General features: G+C 41.7%; 26 protein-coding genes, 1 pseudogene and 2 other annotated features (1 of these 29 cut by a window edge). All 27 genes and pseudogenes read right to left on the bottom strand.

From position 1 onward, the window contains the following. Positions 1–15: 15 nt before the first annotated feature. Positions 16–294, bottom strand: coding sequence for a 30S ribosomal protein S19 (gene rpsS / locus QYG89_RS14520; RefSeq protein ID WP_120035863.1), 279 nt, complete (start codon positions 292–294; stop codon positions 16–18). A gap of 60 nt (positions 295–354) precedes the next feature. Beyond that, positions 355–1,185 (bottom strand): 50S ribosomal protein L2, encoded by an 831-nt coding sequence (gene rplB, locus QYG89_RS14515; RefSeq protein WP_404318533.1) that lies wholly within the window; start codon positions 1,183–1,185, stop codon positions 355–357. 31 nt (positions 1,186–1,216) lie between these two features. Next, entirely contained in the window at positions 1,217–1,501 is a 285-nt protein-coding gene (rplW, locus tag QYG89_RS14510; RefSeq protein WP_404318532.1) for a 50S ribosomal protein L23, read from the bottom strand. Continuing rightward, the gene (gene rplD / locus QYG89_RS14505) at positions 1,501–2,124 is read right to left on the bottom strand and encodes a 50S ribosomal protein L4 (RefSeq protein ID WP_404318530.1); all 624 of its coding nucleotides are present in this window, start codon (positions 2,122–2,124) and stop codon (positions 1,501–1,503) included. Before rplD ends, rplW begins: the two co-directional genes overlap by 1 nt. Before the next feature lie 30 nt (positions 2,125–2,154). Further along, on the bottom strand, positions 2,155–2,781 hold the full coding sequence (gene rplC, locus QYG89_RS14500; protein WP_404318529.1) for a 50S ribosomal protein L3: 627 nt from the start codon (positions 2,779–2,781) through the stop codon (positions 2,155–2,157). A gap of 39 nt (positions 2,782–2,820) precedes the next feature. Continuing rightward, positions 2,821–3,129 carry a 30S ribosomal protein S10 gene (rpsJ, locus tag QYG89_RS14495; protein ID WP_019394071.1) on the bottom strand — a complete coding sequence of 103 codons (309 nt, stop codon included), beginning with the start codon at positions 3,127–3,129 and terminating at the stop codon, positions 2,821–2,823. Positions 3,130–3,520: 391 nt separating this feature from the next. After that, complete coding sequence (tuf, locus tag QYG89_RS14490) at positions 3,521–4,708, bottom strand: elongation factor Tu (RefSeq protein WP_404318527.1); 1,188 nt, start codon at positions 4,706–4,708, stop codon at positions 3,521–3,523. Between the two features lie 133 nt (positions 4,709–4,841). Further along, positions 4,842–6,920 carry an elongation factor G gene (fusA, locus tag QYG89_RS14485; RefSeq protein ID WP_404318525.1) on the bottom strand — a complete coding sequence of 693 codons (2,079 nt, stop codon included), beginning with the start codon at positions 6,918–6,920 and terminating at the stop codon, positions 4,842–4,844. Between the two features lie 46 nt (positions 6,921–6,966). Next, positions 6,967–7,437 carry a 30S ribosomal protein S7 gene (gene rpsG / locus QYG89_RS14480; protein ID WP_095479276.1) on the bottom strand — a complete coding sequence of 157 codons (471 nt, stop codon included), beginning with the start codon at positions 7,435–7,437 and terminating at the stop codon, positions 6,967–6,969. 49 nt (positions 7,438–7,486) lie between these two features. Next, positions 7,487–7,909: a 30S ribosomal protein S12 gene (gene rpsL, locus QYG89_RS14475; protein ID WP_404318523.1), complete on the bottom strand. Its 423-nt coding sequence runs from the start codon at positions 7,907–7,909 to the stop codon at positions 7,487–7,489. A 95-nt stretch (positions 7,910–8,004) separates the two neighbouring features. Beyond that, positions 8,005–8,255 (bottom strand): annotated as a pseudogene (locus tag QYG89_RS14470) (ribosomal L7Ae/L30e/S12e/Gadd45 family protein). 172 nt (positions 8,256–8,427) lie between these two features. Beyond that, positions 8,428–12,021, bottom strand: coding sequence for a DNA-directed RNA polymerase subunit beta' (gene rpoC, locus QYG89_RS14465; RefSeq protein WP_404318520.1), 3,594 nt, complete (start codon positions 12,019–12,021; stop codon positions 8,428–8,430). A gap of 108 nt (positions 12,022–12,129) precedes the next feature. Next, positions 12,130–15,684, bottom strand: coding sequence for a DNA-directed RNA polymerase subunit beta (gene rpoB, locus QYG89_RS14460; protein WP_404318517.1), 3,555 nt, complete (start codon positions 15,682–15,684; stop codon positions 12,130–12,132). Positions 15,685–15,931: 247 nt separating this feature from the next. Then, positions 15,932–16,534 carry a class I SAM-dependent methyltransferase gene (locus QYG89_RS14455; RefSeq protein ID WP_404318515.1) on the bottom strand — a complete coding sequence of 201 codons (603 nt, stop codon included), beginning with the start codon at positions 16,532–16,534 and terminating at the stop codon, positions 15,932–15,934. Positions 16,535–16,678: 144 nt separating this feature from the next. After that, the gene (gene rplL, locus QYG89_RS14450) at positions 16,679–17,044 is read right to left on the bottom strand and encodes a 50S ribosomal protein L7/L12 (protein WP_404318513.1); all 366 of its coding nucleotides are present in this window, start codon (positions 17,042–17,044) and stop codon (positions 16,679–16,681) included. A 66-nt stretch (positions 17,045–17,110) separates the two neighbouring features. Further along, positions 17,111–17,611 (bottom strand): 50S ribosomal protein L10, encoded by a 501-nt coding sequence (gene rplJ, locus QYG89_RS14445; RefSeq protein WP_404318511.1) that lies wholly within the window; start codon positions 17,609–17,611, stop codon positions 17,111–17,113. Positions 17,612–17,681: 70 nt separating this feature from the next. Further along, positions 17,682–17,826, bottom strand: a sequence feature (ribosomal protein L10 leader region). Between the two features lie 45 nt (positions 17,827–17,871). Further along, positions 17,872–18,573, bottom strand: a complete 702-nt coding sequence (gene rplA, locus QYG89_RS14440; protein WP_404318509.1) for a 50S ribosomal protein L1 — start codon at positions 18,571–18,573, stop codon at positions 17,872–17,874. A 119-nt stretch (positions 18,574–18,692) separates the two neighbouring features. Further along, positions 18,693–19,118 carry a 50S ribosomal protein L11 gene (gene rplK, locus QYG89_RS14435; RefSeq protein WP_041101809.1) on the bottom strand — a complete coding sequence of 142 codons (426 nt, stop codon included), beginning with the start codon at positions 19,116–19,118 and terminating at the stop codon, positions 18,693–18,695. Between the two features lie 164 nt (positions 19,119–19,282). Further along, the gene (gene nusG, locus QYG89_RS14430) at positions 19,283–19,816 is read right to left on the bottom strand and encodes a transcription termination/antitermination protein NusG (protein ID WP_404318508.1); all 534 of its coding nucleotides are present in this window, start codon (positions 19,814–19,816) and stop codon (positions 19,283–19,285) included. Positions 19,817–19,963: 147 nt separating this feature from the next. Continuing rightward, entirely contained in the window at positions 19,964–20,149 is a 186-nt protein-coding gene (gene secE / locus QYG89_RS14425; protein WP_404318506.1) for a preprotein translocase subunit SecE, read from the bottom strand. 138 nt (positions 20,150–20,287) lie between these two features. After that, entirely contained in the window at positions 20,288–20,434 is a 147-nt protein-coding gene (gene rpmG / locus QYG89_RS14420; protein WP_404318504.1) for a 50S ribosomal protein L33, read from the bottom strand. A gap of 67 nt (positions 20,435–20,501) precedes the next feature. Next, entirely contained in the window at positions 20,502–21,143 is a 642-nt protein-coding gene (sigH, locus tag QYG89_RS14415) for an RNA polymerase sporulation sigma factor SigH (protein ID WP_404318502.1), read from the bottom strand. Positions 21,144–21,220: 77 nt separating this feature from the next. Beyond that, a complete protein-coding gene (locus QYG89_RS14410; RefSeq protein ID WP_404318500.1) occupies positions 21,221–21,730 on the bottom strand; it encodes an NYN domain-containing protein in 510 nt (169 codons plus the stop codon). A 2-nt stretch (positions 21,731–21,732) separates the two neighbouring features. Then, positions 21,733–22,476, bottom strand: a complete 744-nt coding sequence (gene rlmB, locus QYG89_RS14405; protein ID WP_404318602.1) for a 23S rRNA (guanosine(2251)-2'-O)-methyltransferase RlmB — start codon at positions 22,474–22,476, stop codon at positions 21,733–21,735. Next, positions 22,476–22,862, bottom strand: coding sequence for a Mini-ribonuclease 3 (locus tag QYG89_RS14400; RefSeq protein ID WP_404318600.1), 387 nt, complete (start codon positions 22,860–22,862; stop codon positions 22,476–22,478). Before QYG89_RS14400 ends, rlmB begins: the two co-directional genes overlap by 1 nt. 38 nt (positions 22,863–22,900) lie before the next feature. Continuing rightward, positions 22,901–24,301 carry a cysteine--tRNA ligase gene (gene cysS / locus QYG89_RS14395; protein WP_404318498.1) on the bottom strand — a complete coding sequence of 467 codons (1,401 nt, stop codon included), beginning with the start codon at positions 24,299–24,301 and terminating at the stop codon, positions 22,901–22,903. Next, complete coding sequence (gene epsC, locus QYG89_RS14390; protein ID WP_404318496.1) at positions 24,282–24,947, bottom strand: serine O-acetyltransferase EpsC; 666 nt, start codon at positions 24,945–24,947, stop codon at positions 24,282–24,284. Before epsC ends, cysS begins: the two co-directional genes overlap by 20 nt. 122 nt (positions 24,948–25,069) lie before the next feature. Further along, positions 25,070–25,173: a binding site (T-box leader), on the bottom strand; it runs 124 nt beyond the window's last position.

Raw genomic sequence — 25,173 nt, 5'->3', positions numbered from 1 at the left:
GATACCCTCCTCTCATTAACGTCTTGTTTTCTTGTCGTCACTGCCGTGACCTTTATACGTACGTGTTGGTGCAAATTCACCAAGTTTGTGTCCGACCATATCTTCCGTTACATATACAGGAACGTGTTTACGGCCATCGTACACAGCAATTGTGTGTCCAATGAAAGCTGGGAAGATTGTTGAACGGCGAGACCAAGTTTTTACAACTTGTTTCTTATCAGCTTCATTTAACTTTTCAATTTTATTGAATAAATGATCATCAACAAAAGGTCCTTTTTTCAAGCTGCGGCCCATTTTGGTACCTCCCTTCGCAATTGGTCTACGGTTCGCAAAAGGAACCGTAGTGCAATTACGTTATTTTTTGCGGCGACGAACGATAAACTTGTCGCTTTTGTTTGTTTTCTTACGAGTTTTGTATCCAAGAGTCGGTTTGCCCCAAGGTGTAACAGGTGTCTTACGTCCGATTGGCGTACGACCTTCACCACCACCGTGTGGGTGATCATTCGGGTTCATTACAGATCCACGAACCGTTGGTTTCTTACCTAACCAGCGAGAACGTCCTGCTTTACCAATGTTAACAAGTTCATGCTGCTCATTACCTACTTGACCAACAGTCGCGCGGCAAGTAGCAAGAATCATACGAACCTCACCAGAATTCAAGCGAACAAGAACGTATTTTCCTTCTTTACCTAACACTTGTGCAGATGTCCCTGCAGAACGAACTAATTGTCCGCCTTTGCCAGGTTTCAACTCGATGTTGTGAACAACTGTACCTACAGGAATGTTAACTAAAGGAAGAGCGTTACCTGTTTTGATATCAGCCTCTGGTCCGGACATAACTTCCATTCCGACTTTAAGGTTTTTTGGTGCTAAGATGTAGCGTTTTTCACCGTCAGCATAATTGATTAAAGCAATGTTTGCTGAGCGGTTTGGATCATACTCGATTGTGGCAACGCGTCCAGGTATACCATCTTTATCGCGTTTGAAGTCGATAATACGGTATTGACGCTTATGGCCGCCACCTTGATGACGAACAGTAGTTCTACCTTGGTTATTGCGTCCGCCTTTCTTTTTAAGAGGCGCCAGCAACGATTTTTCTGGAGTGTCTGTTGTAAGCTCAGAAAAATCCAACGTCGTCATGTTACGACGACCGTTTGTGGTTGGTTTATACTTTTTAATCGCCATGTCATTTCCCTCCTCTTCTTATATTCTTAAATTAAACTTCAAATAGTTCGATTTCTTTGCTGTCTTGAGTTAATGTAACAACCGCTTTACGGCGTTTGTTTGTATAACCTGCAAAACGACCCATACGTTTGAACTTACCTTTGTAGTTCATGATGTTGACTTTTGCTACTTTCACGCCAAAGATTTCTTCGATTGCATCTTTAACTTGAGTTTTGTTTGCTTTCACATCAACTTCGAACGTATATTTTTTATCAGCCATAACTTCAGTTGAATGTTCTGTAATAACGGGGCGCTTAATAACATCGCGAGCATCCATTATGCAAGCACCTCCTCTACTTTTTCAACAGCTGCTTTAGTGATGATTAGTTTGTCATGTCCAAGAACATCTAAAACGCTAATACCACTTGCATCTACCACGGTTACTCCTGGGATGTTACGGGCAGATAAAGCAACATTTTCATTTAAAGCTTCTGTTACGATCAGCGCTTTGCTGTCCACAGAAAGATTTTTCAATACGCTTGCGAATTCTTTTGTTTTTGGTGCATCAAGAGATAATGCTTCCAAAACCACGATATTTTGTTCTGCTAACTTAGAAGAAAGAGCAGATTTAATCGCTAAGCGACGTACTTTTTTCGGCATTTTATAGCTGTAGCTACGTGGAACTGGACCGAACACTGTTCCGCCTCCGCGCCATTGTGGAGAGCGAATAGATCCTTGACGAGCACGTCCAGTACCTTTTTGACGCCATGGTTTACGGCCGCCGCCACGCACTTCTGAGCGATTTTTCACTTTGCTTGTTCCTTGACGTAAAGACGCACGCTGCATCATTACTGCCTCGAATAAAACGTGTTGATTAGGTTCAATACCAAAAACAGAATCATTCAGTTCGATTTCACCAACTTCAGCTCCGCTTTGGTTTAATAGTGTAACTTTCGGCATTCTTATTTCCTCCTTTCTAGAAAAAGTCGATTATTTTACTTTTATCGCACTTTGGATTTTCACTAGAGATTTTCTAGGTCCAGGAACGTTTCCTTTTACTAAGATAACGTTGCGATCCGCGTCAACTCTTACTACTTGCAGGTTTTGGATAGTGATTTGTTCGCCACCCATACGTCCTGGTAGTAATTTGTTTTTGAATACACGGTTAGGAGCAACTGGTCCCATTGAACCAGGACGACGATGATAACGAGATCCATGAGACATTGGCCCGCGGCTTTGTCCGTGGCGTTTGATTGCCCCTTGGAATCCTTTACCTTTTGAAACTCCTGTTACGTCAATGATATCCCCTTCAGCGAAAATATCTACTTTGACTTCTTGACCAACTTCTACTTCGCTGCCGAAATTACGGAACTCACGAATGAAGCGCTTAGGTGCAGTGTTAGCTTTCGCAACGTGACCTTTAGCTGGCTTGTTGGAAAGTTTTTCACGCTTATCATCGAAACCTAATTGAATAGCTTCGTATCCATCGTTTTCGATTGTTTTCTTTTGTAGTACAACGTTTGCTGCTGCTTCGATCACGGTAACTGGGATGAGTTCTCCGTTTTCAGCGAACACTTGAGTCATACCTACTTTTCTTCCTAAGATTCCTTTGGTCATGAGTCACACCTCCTGAATATTGATATTTTTTATAATAAATTAAAGTTTGATTTCAATGTCAACGCCTGACGGTAAGTCTAAACGCATTAATGAATCAACAGTTTGTGGTGTTGGATTCACGATGTCGATTAAACGTTTATGTGTGCGCATCTCGAATTGCTCACGAGAATCTTTGTACTTATGAACCGCACGCAAGATTGTGTAAACAGACTTCTCTGTTGGTAATGGGATTGGACCCGATACGTTAGCACCAGAACGTTTTGCTGTTTCAACGATCTTTTCTGCTGATTGATCTAAAATTCTGTGATCATATGCTTTTAAACGAATACGAATTTTTTCTTTTGCCATTATTTTCCCTCCTTTTCCGCCTATTTGATAATAGACATTCTCCGTGGAAATATCCTAACGACACTCGCCATGGCAAAGCGGCCGGGTGTATCAGCAACCTTCCACATCATCGCTGTCAAAAACCAACATTGTTAAGTATACACGAATTCTTTAAGTTATGCAACTTAATTTAAAATAATTTTTACGCCTCGTGCACTTTTTCTATTATATATACATCAGTCTCTTATTTCAATAGAAGAAAATAGAATAGCTATCAATTAAAACAAGATCGGTTTACATTAAAAGCAGCAGTCCCTTCTTAATAAAGAGCTGAACCCCTAATTGCAAAACATATAGTTTCATATGGCATAAAAAAAGCAGACGGAAATCCGCCTGCTTTTTTGAAAAATGATTACTTTTCGATTGTAGAAACAACGCCTGAACCAACAGTACGTCCGCCTTCACGAATAGAGAAACGAGTTCCTTCTTCGATAGCGATTGGAGAAATAAGTTCAACGTTCATTTCGATGTTATCGCCAGGCATAACCATTTCTACGCCTTCAGGAAGTTGAACAACACCAGTCACGTCAGTTGTACGGAAGTAGAACTGTGGACGGTAGTTTGTGAAGAATGGAGTGTGACGTCCACCCTCTTCTTTAGATAGTACGTATACTTCAGCTTTAAATTTAGTATGTGGTGTGATTGAACCTGGTTTAGCAAGAACTTGTCCACGTTGGATGTCTTCACGTGCAACACCACGAAGAAGAGCACCGATGTTGTCGCCAGCTTCTGCATAGTCAAGAAGCTTACGGAACATTTCTACTCCAGTTACAGTAGTAGATTTCGCTTCTTCAGCTAAACCGATGATTTCTACAACGTCACCAACTTTAACTTGTCCACGCTCAACACGGCCAGTTGCAACTGTACCACGGCCAGTGATTGAGAATACGTCCTCAACAGGCATCATGAATGGTTTTTCAGTGTCACGCTCTGGAGTTGGAACATACTCATCAACAGCGTTCATAAGTTCAACGATTCTTTCTTCCCACTCAGCTTCTCCTTCAAGAGCTTTAAGAGCAGAACCTTTGATTACTGGTACGTCATCTCCAGGGAAATCGTACTCAGAAAGAAGGTCACGTACTTCCATTTCTACTAATTCAAGAAGTTCTTCATCGTCTACCATGTCGCATTTGTTTAAGAATACTACTAGGTAAGGTACACCTACGTTACGAGAAAGAAGGATGTGCTCACGAGTTTGTGGCATTGGGCCATCAGCAGCAGATACTACTAGGATACCGCCATCCATTTGTGCAGCACCAGTGATCATGTTTTTAACGTAGTCAGCATGTCCTGGGCAGTCAACGTGCGCATAGTGACGAGTATCTGTTTCATACTCAACGTGTGAAGTATTGATTGTGATACCACGCTCACGCTCTTCTGGAGCAGCGTCGATTTGATCGTAACCTTTTGCTTCACCGCCGCCTTTTTTAGCAAGAACAGTTGTGATTGCAGCAGTTAAAGTTGTTTTACCATGGTCAACGTGACCAATTGTACCGATATTCGCATGTGTTTTGGAACGGTCGAATTTTTCCTTAGCCATTAGGAAATCCTCCTTTGAGTTGTCAATTTAATTATATTTTATAGGGACTTTTCAGTCAGGGGGAATCCCCCCTGTCTTCAAAGATACCAAAGCATACAATAGTATTTATACTTTATTAGAAAGTATAAATCAATTATTCGCCTTTATTTTTTTTGATAATTTCTTCAGAAACGGATTTTGGCACTTCTTCGTAGTGATCAAAGTGCATTGAATACGTTCCGCGGCCCTGTGTATTAGAACGCAGGGAAGTTGCATAACCGAACATTTCGGAAAGTGGAACGAATGCTTTAACTACTTGTGCATTACCGCGTGCTTCCATTCCTTCTACACGTCCACGACGAGAAGTAATGTCACCCATAATATCTCCAAGATATTCATCAGGAATAACAACTTCTACTTTCATCATCGGCTCAAGAAGAACTGGATTACATTTGGAAACTGCATTTTTCAACGCCATAGAAGCAGCGATTTTAAATGCCATCTCACTGGAGTCAACATCATGGTAAGAACCGTCAAATAGTCTTGCTTTGATGTCGATCAATGGATAACCAGCAAGTACACCATTTTGCAGTGCATCCTCAAGTCCAGCTTGGACAGCAGGAATGTATTCACGTGGAACAACCCCTCCGACGATGCCGTTTTCGAATTCAAAACCAGCACCTTCTTCGTTAGGTGTAAACTCGATCCATACATGTCCAAATTGTCCGCGTCCACCAGATTGGCGGGCAAACTTCCCTTCAACTTGAGCAGAAGCACGGAATGTTTCGCGGTAAGCAACCTGTGGCGCACCAACGTTTGCTTCCACTTTAAACTCACGACGCATACGGTCTACAAGGATATCTAAATGAAGTTCCCCCATACCGGAAATAACAATTTGTCCTGTTTCAGGGTTTGTTTCGGCACGGAAAGTTGGATCTTCTTCTTGAAGTTTTTGAAGAGCAGTTGTCATTTTATCCTGATCACCTTTTGATTTCGGCTCAACAGATAAAGAGATAACCGGCTCTGGGAATTCCATAGACTCTAAAATAACAAGACTTTTCTCGTCACAAAGAGTGTCTCCAGTAGTTGTATCTTTCAATCCAACTGCTGCAGCGATATCCCCTGCATGAACTTCAGCGATTTCCTCACGAGAGTTCGCATGCATTTGCAGAATACGACCTACACGCTCACGCTTGCCTTTAGTTGAGTTTTGTACGTATGAACCAGAATTTAAAATACCGGAATATACGCGGAAGAACGTCAACTTACCAACGTAAGGGTCAGTCATAACTTTAAATGCAAGTGCTGAGAATGGAGCATCATCCGATGATGGACGAGTTACTTCTTCATCACTGTCAGGCAGTGTACCTTTGATGTTAGGTACATCTGTTGGAGCTGGAAGGTAATCAATTACCGCATCAAGCACTAATTGAACACCTTTGTTTTTGAAGGCTGTTCCACAAAGAACTGGGAAGAACTCAACATTCAAAGTACCTTTACGGATCGCAGCTTTGATTTCTGGAATCGTTACTTCTTCTCCACCAAGGTATTTTTCCATGATTTCTTCATCGAACTCTGCAACAGCTTCAATTAACTTTTCACGGTACTCTTCTGCTTGAGCCTGCATCTCTTCAGGAATGTCTCCTTCTTCGATGTCAGTTCCAAGGTCGTTTCCGTAGAAAGTTGCTTTCATTTCAACTAAATCGATAATGCCGCGGAACTCATCTTCAGCTCCAATTGGAAGTTGAATTGGATGAGCATTCGCCATTAAACGATCGTTAATTGTACCTACTGAATACAAGAAGTCCGCACCGATTTTATCCATTTTGTTAACGAATACGATACGTGGAACCCCATAAGTTGTCGCCTGACGCCAAACAGTTTCTGTTTGAGGCTCAACTCCAGATTGGGCATCAAGTACAGTAACAGCACCATCAAGTACACGAAGTGAACGTTCAACCTCAACAGTGAAGTCTACGTGTCCAGGTGTGTCAATGATGTTTACGCGGTGGCCTTTCCACTGCGCTGTTGTCGCAGCAGAAGTGATTGTAATACCACGCTCTTGCTCTTGCTCCATCCAGTCCATTTGAGATGCACCTTCGTGAGTCTCACCAATTTTATGGATTCGGCCTGTATAATAAAGAATACGCTCAGTTGTTGTTGTTTTACCGGCATCGATGTGTGCCATGATACCGATATTTCGAGTGTTTTCTAAGGAGAACTCTCTTGCCATGTATGTCTTTCTCCTTCCTTGGTTTGGTTAGTTTTGAAAGTTAATCTTACCAGCGGTAATGAGCAAATGCTTTATTTGCTTCCGCCATTTTGTGTGTATCTTCACGTTTCTTAACAGAAGCCCCTGTATTGTTCGCTGCATCAAGAATTTCTGCTGCAAGGCGTTCTTCCATTGTTTTCTCGCCGCGCAGACGAGAATAGTTGACTAACCAGCGCAGACCAAGAGTTGTGCGGCGTTCAGGACGAACCTCAACAGGCACTTGATAGTTTGCACCACCTACACGGCGTGCTCTAACCTCTAATACTGGCATGATATTTTTAATTGCTTGATCAAATACTTCCATTGGATCTTTACCCGTACGTTCACGGATAAGGTCAAATGATGCGTAAAGAATGGCTTGTGATTTACCTCTTTTACCGTCTACCATCATTTTGTTGATGAGACGAGTAACTAGCTTTGAGTTGTACATTGGATCTGGAAGTACGTCTCTTTTCGCTACAGGTCCTTTACGTGGCATATGATTTCCTCCTTCCACATAATTGCTTCATTTAATGTTTAACTGAGATTTATTTTTTAGCTTCTTTTGGACGCTTCATTCCGTATTTAGAACGGCCTTGACGACGCGTTTCTACACCGGCAGTGTCAAGCGCACCACGAACAATGTGATAACGTACCCCTGGTAAGTCTTTTACTCTTCCTCCACGGATCAAAACAACACTGTGTTCTTGAAGGTTGTGTCCAATCCCAGGAATATAAGCATTCACTTCGATACCATTGCTCAAACGAACACGGGCATATTTACGTAAAGCTGAGTTAGGCTTTTTCGGAGTCATTGTACCAACACGAGTACATACTCCACGCTTTTGTGGTGAATTAATATCCGTTTGCACTTTTTTGAAGCTGTTGTAGCCTTTGTTAAGTGCTGGTGATTTGGATTTAGTTGTTTTTGATTTACGAGGTTTACGCACTAACTGGTTAATAGTAGGCATGTAAAGATCCTCCCTTCCTTTTTTCTTAAGCCCACACATCCAGGTGGACCATTTTAAAGTAAAAAACAAAGTCTTTGCAATTTCATGCAAAAACATTATTCATTAATAATAGCAACAGCTGATGCCTTGACATCAATCCCACATGTTTTTCCTAATTTAAGCATAGAATCTACATAAGTAGCCGGCACTGCTTTTCTTTTCGCCAGATCCTCTATTTTTTTATTAAAAGAGGGCTAGCGTTAGCAGCGATGATTACTTGCTGTGCATGATTTCTTTCAAGTGCTTTCACTGTTTGTTTTGTTCCTATTGCCAACTTCTTGGCCTTTGCTACTTTATCGTAAGACATATAAACATCCTCCAAAGTAACGTGGTTCATAGGAGCACCTTGATAATATTATCATTCATATTTTTGAATGTCAACTGCAAAAGCAAATTATTTAATGGAGCCGGATATACCGGCTCCAATCACATCATTCACTTCGTCTCCCAGCGATTACATGTTTCTTGATGAGCATGTATTATTCGACTGTTACAGACTCTTCAGTTGAAGTTAAAACTGGCTCCGAATTGCGATATCGCTGCATACCCGTTCCAGCTGGAACAAGTTTTCCGATAATCACGTTTTCTTTCAAGCCGAGAAGTTCATCCCGCTTACCTTTAATTGCAGCATCTGTCAGGACACGAGTCGTCTCCTGGAAGGATGCAGCTGACAGGAATGAATCCGTTTCAAGTGATGCTTTCGTAATACCAAGAAGAACAGGCCTTCCTGTTGCTGGCATCTTTCCTTCAAGCAATGCCTTTTCGTTGGCATCTCTAAACTGATGAATCTCGAGAAGACTTCCAGGAAGTACATCCGTTTCACCGGCATCAAGTACGCGCACTTTACGAAGCATCTGGCGGACCATTACTTCAATGTGCTTATCTCCGATTTCTACCCCTTGCATACGGTATACTTTCTGTACTTCACGTAACAAGTATTCCTGAACAGAAGAAACATCAGTAATTCTCAAGTATTCTTTCGGATCAATGGAACCTTCTGTTAGTTCCTCACCTCGTGTAACATGGTCATTAACAGCTACTTTTAAGCGGGCTGTATAAGGAACTGTATACGTCCGGCTCTCTACATCGCTTTGCAAGACGATTTCTTGTTGACGATCGCGCCCCTCATTTATCGCTGTAACGACACCATCAATCTCAGAGATTACTGCCTGACCTTTCGGATTACGCGCCTCAAACAATTCCTGAATACGTGGCAAACCTTGAGTAATATCGTCTCCGGCTACCCCGCCTGTATGGAACGTACGCATCGTAAGCTGTGTGCCTGGTTCCCCAATAGATTGAGCAGCAATGATACCAACTGCTTCGCCCACTTCCACTTGTTGTCCAGTTGCAAGGTTGCGCCCATAACATTTTTTACATACACCATGACGGGTATTACAAGTGAATGCAGATCGAATCCATACTTCTTCAATACCTGCATTGATGATGACGCTTGTCATGTCCTCATCTATTAAATCATTTTCTCTTGCAATGACTCCCCCAGTTTCAGGGTGTGTAATTGTTTTTCTAGAATAACGGCCTACTAGACGCTCTTCTAGCGGCTCAATGACTTCTGTTCCTTCCTTAATGGAGCGAATGAGAAGCCCACGGTCCGTTCCGCAATCATCTTCACGAACGATCACATCTTGAGCTACGTCAACAAGACGACGAGTTAAATAACCTGAGTCAGCTGTTTTCAGAGCCGTATCCGCAAGTCCTTTACGCGCTCCATGTGTCGAGATAAAATATTCTAATACCGTTAAACCTTCGCGGAAACTTGATTTAATCGGAAGTTCGATAATACGTCCAGCCGGGTTGGCCATCAAACCACGCATACCTGCAAGCTGAGTGAAGTTGGACGCGTTACCACGGGCACCCGAATCACTCATCATAAAGATAGGGTTGCGCTTATCTAATGACGCCATTAACTTGCCTTGGATGATATCTTTCGCTGAACTCCAGATCGAAATAACGCGGTCATAACGCTCTTCTTCTGTGATTAATCCACGTCTGAACTGTTTCATAACATTATCGACTTTTACTTGTGCATCTTTTAGGATTTGTTCTTTCTCGCCTAATACAACAATATCAGCAACACCGACCGTAATACCGGCTTTTGTTGAATACTTAAATCCTAAATCCTTCATGCGGTCAAGCATTTTAGATGTTTCTGTAATTTTAAATCGTTTAAATACTTCTGCGATGATATTTCCAAGAATCTTCTTCTTAAACGGAGCAACAATCTCTTGTTTTTGAATGTATTCTTTTACATTCTCAGTTGGATCGACAAAATATTTTTCCGGTGTTTTGATGACTAGGTTTGTATTTGTCGGCTCATTAATATATGGGAATGTATCCGGAAGAATTTCATTGAAAATCATCTTTCCGACAGTTGTAATTAACAACTGGCTGTTTTGTTCTTCAGTAAATGTTTGGTTATTTAAAGAAGAAGCAGCTACAGCTACTCTCGTATGAAGATGAACGTAACCATTCTGATAAGCAATCATTGCCTCATTCGTATCTTTAAATACCATGCCTTCGCCGATCGCATTTTCACGTTCAAGAGTTAAATAATAGTTCCCCAATACCATATCCTGAGACGGAGTAACAACTGGTTTTCCATCTTTCGGGTTTAAGATGTTTTGGGCAGCCAGCATTAACATCCGCGCTTCTGCTTGTGCTTCTGCTGAAAGCGGAACGTGAACAGCCATTTGGTCACCGTCGAAGTCAGCATTATATGCTGTACAAACAAGTGGATGAAGACGAATAGCACGCCCCTCTACAAGTGTAGGCTCAAATGCTTGAATGCCAAGACGGTGAAGAGTTGGAGCACGGTTCAGAAGAACAGGGTGCTCTCTAATCACTTCTTCAAGTACATCCCATACTTCCGGCTGAACACGTTCAATTTTGCGTTTTGCACTCTTAATGTTATGTGCAAGACCCTTTTCAACAAGCTCTTTCATGACAAACGGTTTGAATAATTCAAGTGCCATTTCTTTCGGCAGACCGCATTGATACATTTTTAAGTTTGGACCAACAACGATAACGGAACGCCCTGAATAGTCAACACGTTTCCCTAGCAAGTTCTGACGGAAACGACCCTGTTTTCCTTTGAGCATGTGTGAAAGCGACTTTAACGGACGGTTCCCCGGTCCTGTTACAGGTCGGCCGCGTCGTCCATTATCAATTAATGCATCTACTGCTTCTTGAAGCATCCGTTTTTCGTTTTGAACGATAATGCTTGGTGCCCCAAGATCGAGCAGACGCTTCAAGCGGTTGTTACGGTTAATTACTCGACGGTATAAATCATTCAAGTCAGACGTTGCGAAACGGCCGCCATCCAGCTGAACCATTGGACGAAGCTCAGGAGGAATCACAGGAAGTACATCTAAGATCATCCAATCCGGCTTATTTCCGGAATGACGGAACGCTTCGATAACTTCTAAACGCTTGATTGCTCTTGTTCGACGCTGACCTTGCGCACTCTTTAATTCTTCTTTGAGAAAGTCTACTTCTTTTTCAAGATCAATATCCTGAAGAAGCTTTTTAATCGCCTCTGCACCCATAGATGCTTGAAACTTGTTTCCGTACTTATCTCGATAAGCACGGTATTCCTTTTCGGAAAGCAATTGTTTTTTCTCAAGTGCTGTTTCACCAGTTTCTGTTACAACGTAAGAAGCAAAATAAATAACTTCTTCAAGCGCACGCGGAGACATATCCAACACAAGTCCCATACGGCTCGGGATGCCTTTAAAATACCAGATATGTGAAACAGGAGCTGCTAGTTCAATGTGTCCCATACGTTCCCGGCGAACTTTAGCTTTTGTTACTTCTACTCCGCAGCGGTCACAGACAACACCTTTATAGCGCACTCTTTTATATTTCCCACAATGACATTCCCAGTCTTTTGTCGGTCCAAAAATACGCTCACAAAACAATCCATCTTTTTCTGGTTTTAATGTACGATAATTGATCGTTTCTGGTTTTTTTACTTCACCATATGACCAAGATCGAATTTTATCGGGTGATGCTAGACCGATTTTCATGTACTCAAAGTTATTTACATCTAACAAGGGGCCTACCTCCCTTTTAATCTACAGGTTTTAACCAGTATGCTTAAACTGCTGTGTATGAAAGACAGCCGGGGAATGCTGTGTGGAATCCCCCGGCCTGCTCATTAATTAATCCGTTGAACTTACTTTTTCAGACAATTTTTCTTCAGGGGCAATATTTAATGTATCTGCCTGCTGAAGATCCTCTTCGTCTTCTAAATCACGCATTTCAATTTCCTGATCGTCTCCAGACATGATCTTAACATCCATACCTAAGCTTTGAAGTTCTTTAATCAATACTTTAAATGACTCCGGAACTCCAGGCTCTGGAACATTTTCACCTTTGACGATCGCCTCATATGTTTTTACACGGCCAACGATATCATCTGATTTGACAGTAAGAATTTCCTGAAGTGTATAAGCAGCTCCATAAGCTTCAAGCGCCCATACTTCCATCTCTCCAAAACGCTGACCGCCAAATTGAGCTTTCCCTCCAAGCGGCTGCTGAGTAACAAGGGAATATGGCCCCGTTGAACGGGCATGCAGCTTATCATCAACCATGTGCGCCAGTTTGATCATATACATGATACCGACAGAAACACGGTTGTCAAATGGTTCCCCGCTTCGGCCATCATAAAGAACAGTTTTGGCATCACGAGACATACCGGATTCTTCAATTGTTTCCCAAACATCGTCTTCTGTCGCTCCATCAAATACAGGAGTCGCTACATGCATTCCTAAATAGCGGGCTGCCATACCTAAATGAAGCTCCATTACCTGTCCAATGTTCATACGGGAAGGTACCCCTAATGGGTTTAACATGATATCAACCGGTGTACCATCTGGAAGGTAAGGCATGTCTTCCTCCGGCAAAATACGGGAGATAACCCCTTTGTTTCCGTGTCGTCCAGCCATTTTATCACCTTCAGAAATCTTACGTTTCTGAACGATATATACACGAACAAGCTGATTTACACCCGGTGGCAGTTCATCGCCATCTTCACGGTTAAATACTTTTACATCAAGGACGATTCCCCCACCGCCGTGCGGAACACGTAAGGACGTATCGCGTACTTCACGCGCTTTTTCACCGAAAATGGCATGTAACAGCCGCTCTTCTGCAGTTAGTTCAGTGACACCTTTTGGCGTTACTTTCCCAACAAGCAAATCGCCATCCTTTACTTCGGCTCCTACACGAATAATTCCACGCTCATCAAGGTTACGAAGAGCATCTTCTCCAACGTTCGGAATATCACGAGTGATTTCTTCCGGTCCAAGCTTTGTATCTCGAGACTCTGACTCATATTCTTCAATATGGATAGAAGTATATACGTCATCTTTCACGAGTCTTTCGCTCATGATGATCGCATCTTCATAGTTGTATCCATCCCATGTCATGAAGGCAACCATGACGTTGCGCCCTAGAGCAAGCTCGCCTTTTTCCATGGAAGGTCCATCAGCAAGAACTTCGCCTTTTGTTACGCGGTCACCGACACTAACAATCGGCCGTTGGTTGTAGCATGTACCTTGGTTTGATCGGATAAATTTAAGCAGGCGGTATTTATCCAAATTACCTTTTACTTCTTTGCCATCTATCTCTTCCACACGACGAACCCAAATTTCCCGCGCTTCTACATGCTCAACAATACCAGGCGCTTTACAAATAACAGCAGCTCCAGAGTCTTTCCCTGAAACGTACTCCATGCCTGTACCGACAATCGGCGCTTCTGGCTGCATTAAAGGCACAGCTTGACGCTGCATGTTCGCTCCCATTAATGCCCGGTTAGAGTCATCGTTTTCTAAGAACGGAATACAAGCAGTTGCAGCAGATACTACTTGTTTTGGCGAAACGTCCATGTAATCTACACGCTCGCGTTTTACAACTGTGTTTTCACTCCGGAAGCGGGCTACTACTTCTTCTTCGATAAATGAACCATCTTCATCGAGCAAGACGTTAGCTTGCGCCACAACATAGTTGTCTTCTTCATCAGCTGTTAAATAGTCAATTCGGTCTGTCACTTTTCCGGTATCAGGGTCTACTTTCCGGTACGGTGTTTCAATAAAGCCAAACCGGTTTACTTTTGCATAAGTAGATAGTGAGTTGATCAGTCCGATGTTTGGTCCCTCAGGTGTTTCAATTGGACACATACGGCCATAGTGAGAATAGTGAACGTCACGCACTTCAAATCCTGCACGTTCCCTCGTTAATCCACCAGGTCCAAGGGCAGATAGACGACGCTTATGCGTCAATTCTGCTAACGGATTGGTCTGATCCATAAATTGTGATAGCTGAGAGCTTCCAAAAAACTCTTTAATAGAAGCAATGACCGGACGAATGTTAATAAGCTGCTGCGGTGTAATAGTATTCGCATCCTGAATCGACATCCGTTCACGAACTACACGTTCCATCCGAGACAAACCGATTCTGAATTGATTCTGAAGCAGTTCCCCAACAGAACGAAGACGACGATTACCTAAGTGATCGATATCGTCTGTGTCTCCAACACCATAGAGCAAGTTAAAGAAGTAGCCGATAGATGAAATAATATCAGCAGGAGTAATGTGCTTCACGTTTACATCTGGGAAGCCGTTCCCGATAATATTGATCACTTTTTCCTCATCACTGTTCGGTGCATATACTTTAATGGACTGAATAACAATGTCTTCTTCTACTACTCCGCCCGATTGTTTGTATGTCTTAAAGCCAACACCATTTTCTAAATTCGGGATAATCTTATCAAGTGCACGGCGGTCAAGAAGCGTACCCTTTTCAGCAATAATTTCGCCAGTTTCCGGGTCAGCCAATGTTTCGGCCAAGCGTTGTCCGAATAAACGATTTTTTGTGTGAAGCTTTTTATTCATTTTATAACGCCCGACGCTGGCAAGATCATATCGTTTCGGGTCAAAGAAACGGGAGATCAGCAAGCTTTTGGCATTTTCAACAGTTGGAGGTTCGCCCGGACGCAGCCGCTCATAAATTTCAATGAGCGCTTTTTCGGTACTCTCCGTGTTATCTTTTTCAAGTGTATTGCGAATGTATTCATTATCGCCGATAAGGTCGATGATTTCTTGATCAGAGCCAAACCCAAGAGCACGTAACAACACAGTAATTGGCAATTTTCGCGTACGGTCAATACGAACATATACAATATCTTTTGCATCTGTTTCATATTCCAGCCAAGCTCCTCGGTTCGGAATAACAGTAGCAGTAAAACCGCGTTTTCCGTTTTTGTCCAGTTTCCCACTGTAATACACACTTGGAGAACGAACAAGCTGAGATACGATAACACGCTCTGCTCCATTAATAACAAATGTTCCTGTTTCGGTCATAAGCGGAAAGTCGCCCATGAATACTTCCTGATCCTTTACTTCACCAGTCTCTTTATTTAAAAGACGGACTTTTACTCGAAGTGGAGCTGAATAAGTTACATCGCGCTCCTTAGACTCATCCACCGGATATTTCGGTTCTCCGAGACTGTAATCGATAAATTCCAGTGCAAGATTACCAGTGAAATCTTCAATAGGAGAAATATCCTGAAACATTTCTCTCAAGCCCTCATCAAGAAACCACTGATAGGAGGATGTTTGGATCTCAATGAGATTTGGTAATTCTAAAACTTCACTAATGCGCGCATAACTTCTGCGCTGGCGGTGTCGTCCATACTGAACTAGTTGACCTACCAACTGATTCACCCCTCAAATCAAGCGTTTTAGTTGCCCATATACTTCTTAGCAGCAGGCATCCAGCCTTGCCATAAGACAAAAATAAAAAGGTTTTTTCAAAGAAAACCTCATTTTTACACATGATGAACTATTATTTTATCATCGTAGCCATTTTAACCAGTAATTATACAATATAAATTATTTTAGTAAAAATGGACACAAGTATTATATTGGCATTTTATAATACTAACATAGTGCCATTTGCCAGTCAACGTTTTTCCGCCTTGATGATGTAGTAACCTTTTGAGCGGTGAACTGTTTCTACATTTCCAAATAAGGATTCTACTTCTTTAATAGCAGAAGGAGCTCCTTGTTTTTTTTGGATAACAATCCACAGCCAGCCACCTTCAGCAAGCTTCTCATAACTCTGACGAAAAAAATCAAATACTACTTTTTTCCCGGCTCGAATGGGCGGATTTGTTAATATAGCCGCAAACCCTGTTTCATGGACATTTCCCAGCCGATCACTCTCATAAATCTTGACATTGTCTATATGATTAAGAGCGGCATTTTCTTTTGCTAACGAAAGAGCCCGCTGATTAACATCAATCATATGAACCATTCTATCAGGTAATATGGATGCAACCGAAAGACCAATCGGCCCATATCCGCAGCCAGCATCCAGAACTGGCCCTTCCATTTCAGGCACCTGAAAGGTTTCAATTAACAGACGCGAACCAAAGTCAACTTCCTTTTTCGAAAAAACACCAGCATCTGTTTTAAAACGAAACGTCCGGCCTTTTAAGGAATACTCCCAAAATACCGGATTACTTTCACTATCCGGCGTTTGCGAAAAATAATGGTTTGTCACACCTATTCCTCCACTCCGGCAATTTAATTTAAAAAAGTAACTAAAACTAGACATCGAAATGACATATAAAAATCTGTCATTTCTTCATTCATAAATAAAAGTCCGCTGAATCCAGCGGACTTTTGGTTTTTCAAAGTTGCTTAATTACTTAACTTCTACGCCAGCGCCAACTTCTTCAAGTTTAGCTTTGATTTCTTCAGCTTCTTCTTTAGATACTGCTTCTTTAACTGCTTTTGGAGTGTTATCAACAAGTTCTTTCGCTTCTTTAAGACCAAGGCCTGTGATTTCGCGAACAACTTTAATAACTTTAATTTTTTGACCGCCTGCATCAGCAAGTACAACGTCGAATTCAGTTTTCTCAGCTGCAGCGTCTCCACCAGCAGCTCCACCTACTACTGCTACAGGAGCAGCCGCAGTTACACCAAATTCTTCTTCAATTGCTTTTACTAAGTCGTTTAAGTCAAGAACGGACATTTCTTTAATCGCATCAATGATTTGCTCTTTAGTCATTTTAAAATTTCCTCCTTAATTTTTACATTCTTTTTATTCGTTTACGCAACGGCTGAAAAAATCAGCTTACGCGCCTTGTTCTTCTTTTTGATCGGCAACAGCTTTTGCTGCCAAAGCGAAGTTGCGCATTGGAGCTTGCAACACGCTGAGTAGCATAGAAAGAAGTCCTTCGCGGGACGGAAGTTCAGCAAGAGCTTTCACTTCTTCCATCGTTACAAGATTTCCTTCAAGAACACCGGCTTTAATTTCTAACGCTTCATTTTCTTTTGCGAAGCTGTTAAGGATTTTCGCTGGTGCAATCACATCTTCGTTACTGAAAGCAATCGCGTTCGGTCCAGTTAAGAATTCATCTAATCCAGAAATCTCTGCTGCTTCAGCTGCACGGCGAGTTAAAGTGTTTTTATATACTTTAAATTCAACACCCGCTTCACGAAGCTGCTTACGAAGCTCAGTTACTTGGCTTACTGTTAATCCACGATAGTCTACTACTATTGTAGAAGCGCTATTTTTGAATTTTTCAGCGATATCACTTACTAACTGTTTCTTTTGCTCGATTACACTGCTCATCTTTACACCTCCTATAGATTTCTGAGAAAAAGTTTTACACTTTCTCGTTCTGCCTGTCCATTCATACCTTACATGAAAGTAGAAACCTCCATGTCTCGTAGACATGGAGGTTACGAAAAGCACAGCAAACTGCCATACTATATATATTCGTATTACCTCGGCGGGAAATTAAGCTTTTCAGCACCTGCTGTCTACGGTATAAATGTTCATATTATTTTGCAACAGAATGAATTATATCAAATAAAAAAACTGTTGTCAACTTAATTTACAGCAGCTACAGAAGAAGGATCTACTTTGATACCAGGGCCCATTGTTGAAGTAATTGTTACATTCTTCATGTATGTGCCTTTAGCTGCAGATGGTTTTGCTTTTAGCATTGTGTCAAAAACTGCGCTAAAGTTCTCAGCTAACTTTTCGTTATCAAAAGAAACTTTACCGATTGGAACGTGAATGTTTCCAGCTTTATCTACACGATATTCCACTTTACCAGCTTTAATTTCTTCAATTGCTTTCGCAACATCAAACGTAACTGTACCTGTTTTAGGGTTTGGCATAAGGCCTTTAGGTCCAAGAACACGACCTAATTTACCAACTTCACCCATCATGTCAGGTGTAGCAACGATTACGTCAAATTCAAACCAACCTTGTTGGATTTTGTTGATGTAATCAGCATCGCCTACGTAATCAGCGCCAGCCGCTTCAGCTTCTTTCGCTTTTTCACCTTTAGCAAATACTAAAACTTTTTGTGTCTTACCTGTACCGTTTGGCAGTACAACTGCTCCACGGATTTGCTGATCAGCTTTCTTCGGGTCTACTCCTAGACGGAAAGCCGCTTCTACTGTTGCGTCAAACTTTACAAAGTTTGTTTTCTTTACTAACTCAATCGCTTCGTTCAAGTCGTAGTTCGTTGTACGATCAACAAGATTCGCTACTTCTTGAAACTTTTTACCTTTTTTAGCCATGTTAAAATTTCCTCCTTATGTGGTTTTAGCGGAATAACCTCCCACGAATAAAGGTTGCGAGTGAAGTAATAGACATACATTCACAGCGCAACCCTTGAACAAACACCTTCATACGACAATTAGTCTTCGATCACAATTCCCATGCTGCGGGCAGTACCTTCAACCATACGCATAGCTGCTTCAACACTAGCTGCGTTAAGGTCTGGCATTTTTGTTTCAGCAATTTCGCGAACTTTATCACGTTTTACTGTAGCAACTTTATTGCGGTTTGGCTCACCTGAACCAGACTCAATACCTGCCGCTTTCTTAAGAAGAACAGCAGCCGGCGGAGTTTTTGTGATGAATGTAAATGAACGGTCTTCAAAAACCGAAATTTCAACCGGAATGATCAAACCAGCTTGATCGGCTGTGCGCGCATTAAATTCCTTACAGAATCCCATGATATTCACACCAGCTTGACCAAGTGCAGGACCTACCGGCGGCGCTGGATTAGCTTTACCTGCAGGGATTTGCAACTTAACCACTTTAATAACTTTTTTAGCCACGAGACACACCTCCTTAAGTCCGTGATGTGGTATTTGGGGTTTCCCCCTCCCACTCAATAACATCTTTAATATATAAAGATGATTAATTAAAATTAGTCTGTCTTAAAGACATACTGACTTAAAAATATTATCATTATTCACTTAATATTTCAAGCTACTTTCCATTATAATTTATTCACCTGATGAAAATCAAGTTCAACCGGAGTTTCACGGCCAAACATATTCACGAGTACCTTTAACTTTGCTTTGTCAAGATCGATTTCTTCGACTACCCCTTCAAAGTTAGCAAATGGCCCTTCATTTACAATTACAGTTTCATTCACTTCAAAATCAATATCTTTACGTTTTTCATCCATGCCCATCTGTTTCAAAATGTTTTTTACTTCATCAGGCAAAAGAGGTGTCGGCTTTGACCCATGTCCGGAAGAACCAACAAACCCGGTTACACCTGGCGTGTTTCGAACAACATACCAGGAGTCATCTGTCATTACAATTTCCACTAAAACATAACCTGGGAAAACTTTCTTTTTTGTAACTTTCTTTTTACCATTTTTAATATCAGTTTCTTCTTCTTCAGGAACAATGACACGAAAGATTTTATCTTGCATGCCCATCGATTCCACACGCTTTTCCAGGTTGGCCTTTACTTTATTTTCATATCCTGAATATGTGTGTACCACGTACCAATTCTTTTCCATAGAAAGGGACTAAGCGTCCTTCCCTCCTTTACTTTTAAAAAGCAAATGAAAAAACCCGTTGAAGCGGGCTTTTTTCTTTCTTTTATGATGTTCCATTGTACCATATAACAAAACAATATATTCAAACGGAAAGACTGAATCTGCAAATTATAGGGACAATACCCATCGTACAACAGATGAAATACCTAAATCAACTACTGCAAAAAAGATAGCTAGAAAAATGACAGTTGTAATAACAGTGATTGTATATCCTGTCAGCTCTTTTTTCTTAGGCCAGCTGACTTTCCTAATTTCCGAACCTACGTTACGGAAAAATTGTACTATGCCTGACATTCCAAACCCTCCAAAGGTGAAATCGACTTTTCGTTAAAAGTTTGTTAGTTAGCGGCCGTCCCAAGGCATGAATCTGCCTGCTGGCTTCGTCCTCTTTACCTTACATAGACATTCCACGCTGAGCACTCAATCCGCTTTTTATTTCGTTTGCTTGTGAATGGTGTGACTGTTGCAAGTACGGCAAAATTTTTTAACTTCTAGGCGTTCTTCACTTTTTTCTTTGCCATGAGTGGAATAGTTCCTTGAACCGCATTCGGAACAAGCTAATATTCTTTTGTTAGTCATTGTGGTTCACCTTATCTATCTCAATTGTAAAAAATAACATTATCAACGGAACTAGTCAAGTCCTATCCTACATCGTGATTTCTCTAAATTCAAGATAGCGCTCAAGTTTTCTCTTGACCCGCTGCAAAGCATTGTCGATTGATTTCACATGGCGGTTAAGTTCTTCCGATATTTCCTGGTATGATTGCCCGTCCAAGTATAAGGCCAATACCTTCCGCTCCAGGTCACTCAACAATTCATTCATTTTATCTTCAATGCTGCTGAATTGTTCCCGATTAATAATTAATTCTTCCGGATTCATAATCTTCGCACCTGTGATTACATCCATCAATGTCCGATCTGATTCTTCATCGTATATCGGCTTATCGAGTGAAATGTAGGAATTTAACGGAATATGCTTTTGTCTTGTGGCTGTTTTGATGGCAGTGATAATTTGTCTTGTAATACAAAGTTCGGCAAAAGCTTTAAAGGTGGTCAACTTATCTTCCTTGTAGTCACGAATGGCTTTATAAAGCCCAATCATTCCTTCCTGAACGATATCTTCTCTGTCGGCCCCGATTAAGAAATATGAACGCGCTTTCGCCCGGACAAAGTTTTTATACTTATGGATCAAGTAATCTAGAGCATCGCTGTTTCCCTTGTGAACAAGTTCTATCAACTGCTCATCTTGAAGCGTTTCCAATGCTGTACTATTTGAAGAACGATTCAAACACACACACATCCCCTCCGCCTGCAAAACCATAGATAGAAACATTATACAGTACAAATTTTTCGAACGTCAATGATTCATTTCTCTCCACGGCGCCACTTTTCAAAAATTTCTGCCACTTCATCCGTAAGGGGAATCTTAGAATTCACCTTTTCTTCGTGAAACTTTTTTACGCTTCTTCCGATTTTTTTCCTTGTGACTTTTACCTCTATAAGCAATTCCCTTGCGGATATCCGCAGGGCACCTTGTCCAAAAATAGCCCATTGCTCTGTGAAGTCCGAAGTTGCTACGGAAATTTGATTTTTAATGCTGTTCAACTCAATAGCTAACTTTTCAATCCGTTCATCAGCCGACTCATTTTCCCGTGTAAAAATCACTTCCACCTTAGAGTCACGGTATTTTTTTTCCGTTCCTTTTACATAATGAGCATCAAAAACGATAATGACCCGGTAGCCCGTAAACCCCTGGTATTCAGCCATTAATTGAATCAAGCGGTCACGGGCAGAAGCAAGGTCATGCTTTTTTAGCTTTTGGAGCTCTGGCCAGGCGCCAATAATATTGTAACCGTCCACTATGAGGATGTTCATAGTTATTCTCCTAAAGGGTGCCGCCTTCTATACACTTCATACATCAACAAACCTGCGGCGACAGATGCATTTAACGAGGTAACGCGCCCGGTCATTGGCAGACGAATTAAAAAATCACATTTGTCCCTGACTAGCCGGCCCATTCCTTTTCCTTCACTGCCAATGACGAGTCCAAGCGGCATGGTTCCATCTAACTGTCTATAATCATCCGATCCTTTAGCATCTGTACCAGCAATCCACATACCACGCTCTTTCAATTCATCAATCGTCCGCGCCAGATTGGTTACCCGTACAACCGGAATATACTCGATCGCCCCTGTAGATGCTTTAGCTACTGCAGCGGTTAGACCTACAGCCCGGCGCTTCGGAATGATAATACCATGAGCACCGACTGCATCAGCCGTCCTCATGATGGACCCTAGATTGTGAGGATCTTCAATCTCATCTAACAAAAGAAAAAATGGTGCTTCCCCGCTCTTCTCAGCCTTTGCGAAAAGATCATCTAATTCAGCATAATGATACGCAGCAACAGAAGCCACGATGCCTTGATGATTCTCATCACTCATCTGGTCTATTTTTTGCTTAGGGACAAACTGAACAAGGACATTTCTTTCTTTTGCTTGTTTTATAATTTGCTGTATAGGTCCTTTCTGCGCCCCTTCGGCTATCCAAATTTTATTAATTTCTCGATCAGACCTTAACGCTTCTAGAACTGGATTTCTGCCGGCAATAAATTCTTTGGACATCATACATCTCCTCCTTTCTTATCGTGGTTTGGCTGCAGACAAAATTCGATCACTTCCGCGAGCCGCTCTTCTTTTCCTGTTAAAAATAACATTCCGATTAACGCTTCAAAAGCTGTGCTATGCCGGTATGTTTGGACATCGGTGTTTTTTGGGATCGTTCCTGATTTCGCATTGCGCCCTCTTTTGACAACGGCCAACTCTTCTTCCGACAAAAAGTTACTTTCAAACATATTGTACAAAATCCGGGCCTGCGCCTTTGCAGATACATAATGCGTTGCTTCTCTGTGCAGCTGATTTGGCTTAACTTTTCCATTCTCCAGCAAATAGCGGCGGATGTACACTTCATAAATAGCATCCCCCATATAAGCAAGAGCAAGACTATTCATAAGCCGGGCATCTTTTAATGGTTCAAACTTCAACGTCTTTATCCTCTCTTCCAACGAGTGCCCTGCGGCGTATCTTCTAAAATAATGTTCATGTCTTTCAGCTTATCACGAAGCTCATCAGCCAGCTGGAAATCCCGGTCTTTTCTCGCTTGAATCCGCTGTTCAATCAACTCTTCAATCTCTTCGTCTAAAAGGGCTTCCTCTGTTTCAAGCTTTAGTCCAAGTACAAAGAATAGATCTTCAAATCCCTTTACAAATGCATCAATGACTTTTTCAGACGTATTCTTTTCCATTAAGTAATAGTTCGCTTGTTTGGAAAGTTCAAACAAAACAGAGATAGCATTGGCTGTATTGAAATCGTCATCCATTTCCTTTGTAAACGCTTCGTTCAACTCTTCAATTTTTTTCATCCAGTGATCATCATGATCTGTTAAGTTTGCACTGGACTGCTTGCGGTGCTTTAAATTCTCATAAGCTGTTTTTAACCGATCAAGAGCTGTCTTAGCATTTTCCAGCAGTTCCTCATTGTAATTAATCGGATGTCTATAATGCACAGACAACATGAAAAAGCGGAGTACTTGCGGATCTATGTGTTGAATAATGTCATGAACCAGCACAAAGTTACCGAGCGATTTCGACATTTTCTCATTATCGATATTGATGTAGCCGTTATGCAGCCAGTAACGGGCAAATGGTTTTCCTGTCAATGCTTCTGACTGAGCAATCTCATTCTCGTGATGTGGGAAAGTCAAATCCTGCCCGCCTGCATGTATATCAATTGTATCTCCTAAATACTTTCGCGCCATGGCTGAACATTCAATGTGCCAGCCTGGACGACCTTTTCCCCATGGGCTGTTCCAGAAAATTTCCCCTTCCTTTGCTGCTTTCCACAAAACAAAGTCCAGTTCATCTTCTTTCTTTTCTCCTACACCGATTCTAGCTCCGACCTTCAATTCGTCTATCGATTGATGAGAGAGCTTGCCGTAATCTGCAAACTTTCTTGTGCGATAGTACACATCCCCTCCTGATGCATAAGCATAACCCTTCTCAATCAGTGCTTCAATAAATTCAATAATAATGTCAATACTCTCTGTAACACGTGGATGTACATCTGCTTTTTGGCAGCCAAGTGCACCTGTATCTTCAAAGTAAGCTTTAATGAACCGGTCAGCGATCACCGGCACTTCCTCTCCTAACTCATTTGCTGCCTTAATCAGTTTGTCATCAACATCTGTAAAGTTAGAAATAAAATTGACTTCGTACCCACTATATTGGAAATAACGGCGGACCGTGTCGAATACGATCGCTGGGCGGGCATTGCCAATATGAATATAGTTATACACGGTCGGGCCGCATACATACATTTTTATCTTTCCTTCTTCAAGAGGGACGAAATCCTCTTTTTTCCTTGTTAATGTATTATAAACGCGAATGGTCATTTACACGTTCTCCCTTCTTTACTTCTTCAAGCTCTTGATTCAACCTGGAAATCTCTTTTTCCATAAAGGAAAGGCGGTCGGCAATTGGATCCGGTAAGTCACGATGATTAAAGTCCTTTTGTACTTTCTTTCCATCACGGATCACAATTCGGCCTGGAATACCAACTACTGTTGAATTGGATGGTACATCTCTTAAAACAACAGAACCTGCTCCTATTTTGGAGCTTTCCCCGATTGTAATTGATCCAAGCACTTTAGCGCCTGATGCAATTAAAGCATGATCCTTTACTGTCGGGTGCCGCTTCCCCTTTTCTTTACCGGTACCGCCAAGTGTGACTCCTTGATACAGTGTCACATTATCACCAATTTCACAAGTTTCCCCAATAACAACTCCCATCCCATGGTCAATAAACAAACGACGGCCAATCGTAGCGCCAGGATGGATTTCTATACCTGTAAAAAAGCGGCTGATTTGAGAAATAACACGCGCGAGAAAGAAAAACTTTCTTTTATACAAACCATGAGCCAGCCGGTGGCCCCAAATGGCATGGAGCCCTGAATAGGTTAGAATTACTTCCAAATAGCTGCGCGCAGCTGGGTCTTGCTCAAATATCGTATCGATGTCTTCTTTCAATAACTTAAACATCTCTATTTCTATCCTCCTTTTATTCAGAAAAAACATAGGTACTGGCAGAAGGTGTACTTTTCCTGAAGAAGCTAAGTCACTGCCGAAGCGGAAAAAATGGTACAAAAAAACGCCTCTGTATAGACAGAGACGTTAAGTATACGCGGTTCCACTCTGTTTGAAAAACAGGTTGTATCTGTTTTTCCAACTTTAAACTGATAACGGGTGCTCCCGCCGCCGCTTACTC

This window comes from Bacillus lumedeiriae (genome assembly GCF_044891285.1).
GTDB lineage: Bacteria > Bacillota > Bacilli > Bacillales > Domibacillaceae > Pseudobacillus > Pseudobacillus lumedeiriae.
Note: the sequence above shows the minus strand (reverse complement) of the source record. Positions and strands in the feature narration are given on the sequence as shown.